A 3,293-nucleotide genomic window follows, 5' to 3' on the forward strand; every position below is an offset into this window, starting at 1 on the left:
CGGACGGACCGGCGGACGGACCGGCGGACGGACCGGCGGACGGACCGGCGGACGGACCGGCGGACGGACCGGCGGACGGACCGGCGGACGGACCGGCGGACGGACCGGCGGACAACCGGCGCGGCCCCGGCGTCCCGCCCCGGGCAGCGGCCCGTTGTCAGACCCTGCTGCGAGACTCGTTCCATGGCCGACCGGTGGATGCTCGCGGTGGCCGAGGACGGTGGTGCGGACGTCGCCCCCCTCGGCCCCGACGGGCTGCCCGCCGGTCCGGTACGGCGGGAGGCGGACGCCGCCGAGGCGGTGCGGGCCCGCCCGGACGCGGCCCGGTGGGTGTGGCGCTCCACCGCCGAGCTCTACCCGCGGCTGCTCGCCGCCGGGGTCTGGGTGGAGCGGTGCTACGACATCGAGGACGCCGAGACCCTGCTCCTCGGCCACGAGGGCCGCTTCGGCGAACCGAGGTCGGCCGCCGCCGCCCTGGCCAGACTGCGCGGCAGCCCCGTACCCCCCGACCCGCCCCAGCGGTCCGCCGCGCCGGGCGCCCAGTCCCCCCTCTTCGAACCCCGGGGCGTCCACCTCCCCCTCCCCGACCTGGCCGCCGTCTACGCCGACCAGCAGCGACGGCACGACCGCGCCGAGCACCCGGACCGGATGCGGCTGCTGACCGCGAGCGAGTCGGCGGGGATGCTGGTGGCCGCCGAGATGAACCGGTCCGGGCTGCCCTGGCGGGCCGACGTGCACCGCGAGGTGCTGCACGACCTGCTGGGCGAGCGGTACGCGGGCGGCGGTGAGCCGCGCCGGCTGGCCGAGCTGGCCGACGAGGTGTCCGCCGCCTTCGGGCGCCGGGTCCGGCCCGACCTGCCCGCCGACGTCGTCAAGGCGTTCGCGGGGGCCGGCATCAAGGTCCGCTCCACCCGCCGCTGGGAGCTGGAGTCCCTCGACCACCCGGCCGTGAAGCCGCTGATCGAGTACAAGAGGCTGTACCGCATCTGGGTCGCCCACGGCTGGTCCTGGCTCCAGGACTGGGTGCGCGACGGCCGCTTCCGCCCCGAGTTCCAGGCCGGCGGCACGGTCACCGGCCGCTGGGTCACCAACGGCGGCGGCGCCCTGCAGATCCCCAAGGTCATCCGGCGGGCCGTGGTCGCCGACCCGGGCTGGCGGCTGGTGGTCGCCGACGCCGACCAGATGGAACCGCGCGTGCTGGCCGCGATCTCCCGCGACCCCGGCCTGATGGAGGTCGCCTCCCACCCGACCGACCTCTACCAGTCCGTCTCCGACCGCGCCTTCTCCGGCGACCGCGCCCAGGCCAAGCTGGCGGTGCTCGGCGCGGTGTACGGCCAGACCTCCGGCGACGGCCTGAAGAACCTGGCCGCGCTCAGACGCCGCTTCCCGCGCGCCGTGGCCTACGTCGACGACGCCGCCCGCGCGGGCGAGGAGGGCCGCCTCGTCCGCACCTGGCTGGGCCGCACCTGCCCGCCGGCGGCCCGGACGGGCGACGACGGCACCGGTGAGGCCGGCCTCCCCCAGGACGAGCCGCCGGGGAGCCGGCCCGGCGAGACGTCCGGCGCCCGGGCCCGGGGCCGCTTCGCCCGCAACTTCGTCGTCCAGGGCAGCGCCGCCGACTGGGCCCTGCTGATGCTGGCCGCGTTGCGGCAGACCTGCGCGGGGCTCTCCGCCGAGCTGGTCTTCTTCCAGCACGACGAGGTCATCGTGCACTGCCCGGACGACGAAGCCGACGTGGTCGTCACCGCGATACGGGAGGCGGCGGACCTGGCGGGGCGGCTGACGTTCGGGCGGACGCCGGTGCGGTTTCCGTTCAGTACGGCGGTGGTGGGGTGTTACGCGGACGCGAAGTGAGCGCCGCCCGCCACGAGGGAACGTCCGCCCCGGCTCGGGCCGCGGCACAGGGGGAGCCCGACCGACCCCCACGGGCACGGTCCGCCGGACGGCGGCATGAACGGCACCGGCCGCCCGGCCCGGCTCAGCCCGGCGCCACGGCCCCGGCGAGGACCGTGGCGACGATCCCACGGACGTCCTCGGCCCCGGGGGGTGTGTCGTCCGAGTCCGCGAACCGCAGGTGCAGCGCCCCCACCAGGGTCGGTACGAGCACGGCGACATCGGCGTCGGCCGCGACGCGCCCCCGTTCACGCTCGGCTTCGAGATAGGCGGTGAGGATGCCCACGATCTCGGCGAGCACCGGGACGCCCCCGGCCGGCCGTGCCTCGCGCAGCCGTACCCGTACCTCGTTCTGGAAGGTGACGAGGGCGACGATCGACACGGCCAGCGGCCCGAAGAGGCGCATCACGGCGTCGGTGACGTTGTCGACCACGGTGCGGGTCCCGGCGGCCTCTCTCAGCGCGGCGCCCTGAGGCCGCATCCGGTCGATGCGGTCCAGCACGAACTCCGCGAGGAAGGCGTCGAACGACTCGAAGTGCCGGTGCAGGACACCCTTGGCGCACCCGGCCCGAACGGTCACCGCGCGGCTGGTGAGCGCGTCCGGACCCTCGCGGAGCAGGAGGTGCTCGGCGGCGCCGAACAACTGCTCGCGCGGGTCACGCAGGTGCACTCCCGTCGGCATGCCGCGTCCTCTCCGCCTTGTCGTCCTCCCCCACGCCCGACGAGTGGGCGGGGGCCCACCCTACTGGGTTCACCGAGGCCGGCAGCACTCCTGCGCCACCGCCACGAAGGCCAGCTTGGCGCGCTTGACCTCGTCGGGCCGCTCGTGGCGCCGCAGAGCGTCGACGAGCCGCTGCGCCGCGTCGGCGGCTTCCGGCGGACCTTCCAGCAGCACCCCGCCCAAGGCGCGCTGGAGCAGGACATCCTCGTCGGCCTGCCCCCGCCCGTTCCGCTCGGCGACGATCCTGGCCTCCGCGGCTCCGAGGAACTCCGCGTAGGTCTGGCGACGGAGGGCGGACTCACGGTGACCGGACTCGGCGCGCAGCGTCATGCGCACCGACTCCAGCAGCGCGTCCGCCTGCCGGTCCCCCGCGTGCCGCGCGGCCGCGGCCTGCCGGAGGCCGGCGCTGCGGGAGTACCAGCCGGTGACGACACTGCCCGCGATCGCCGATCCGGCGGCGATCAGTGCGATTCCCCAGTCACTCATGCCACCATCCTCTCGACCGGCCCCGGCCCGCCACACGCTCCTGCCGAATGTGCGGCGTGGATCACTCCCGGCCGCCTTAGAACAGTGCGCGCTAGGATCGAACCATGTCGTCCGACGACGCGAAAGAACCCACTCCGACCTGCGGAAACACCCATTCCCACCCCACGTCCCTCAGTAGACTGGACACTTATGG

General features: G+C 75.5%; 3 protein-coding genes. 1 reads left to right on the plus strand and 2 read right to left on the minus strand.

Going from position 1 to position 3,293, the window contains the following annotated elements; all coding sequences use genetic code 11:
- The first annotated feature begins 183 nt into the window (after positions 1–183).
- Positions 184–1,854, plus strand: a complete 1,671-nt coding sequence (locus ACIQR3_RS22790) for a bifunctional 3'-5' exonuclease/DNA polymerase (protein WP_403541700.1) — start codon at positions 184–186, stop codon at positions 1,852–1,854.
- A gap of 124 nt (positions 1,855–1,978) precedes the next feature.
- Here ACIQR3_RS22790 and ACIQR3_RS22795 read toward each other — a convergent pair whose 3' ends face one another.
- Complete coding sequence (locus ACIQR3_RS22795) at positions 1,979–2,575, minus strand: TetR/AcrR family transcriptional regulator (RefSeq protein WP_403541703.1); 597 nt, start codon at positions 2,573–2,575, stop codon at positions 1,979–1,981.
- Between the two features lie 69 nt (positions 2,576–2,644).
- Positions 2,645–3,100: a hypothetical protein gene (locus tag ACIQR3_RS22800; RefSeq protein ID WP_403541705.1), complete on the minus strand. Its 456-nt coding sequence runs from the start codon at positions 3,098–3,100 to the stop codon at positions 2,645–2,647.
- Positions 3,101–3,293 lie beyond the last annotated feature (193 nt).

Origin of the sequence: Streptomyces sp. NPDC090994 (assembly GCF_044768905.1) — a bacterium.
In the GTDB taxonomy this organism is placed as follows: domain Bacteria; phylum Actinomycetota; class Actinomycetes; order Streptomycetales; family Streptomycetaceae; genus Streptomyces.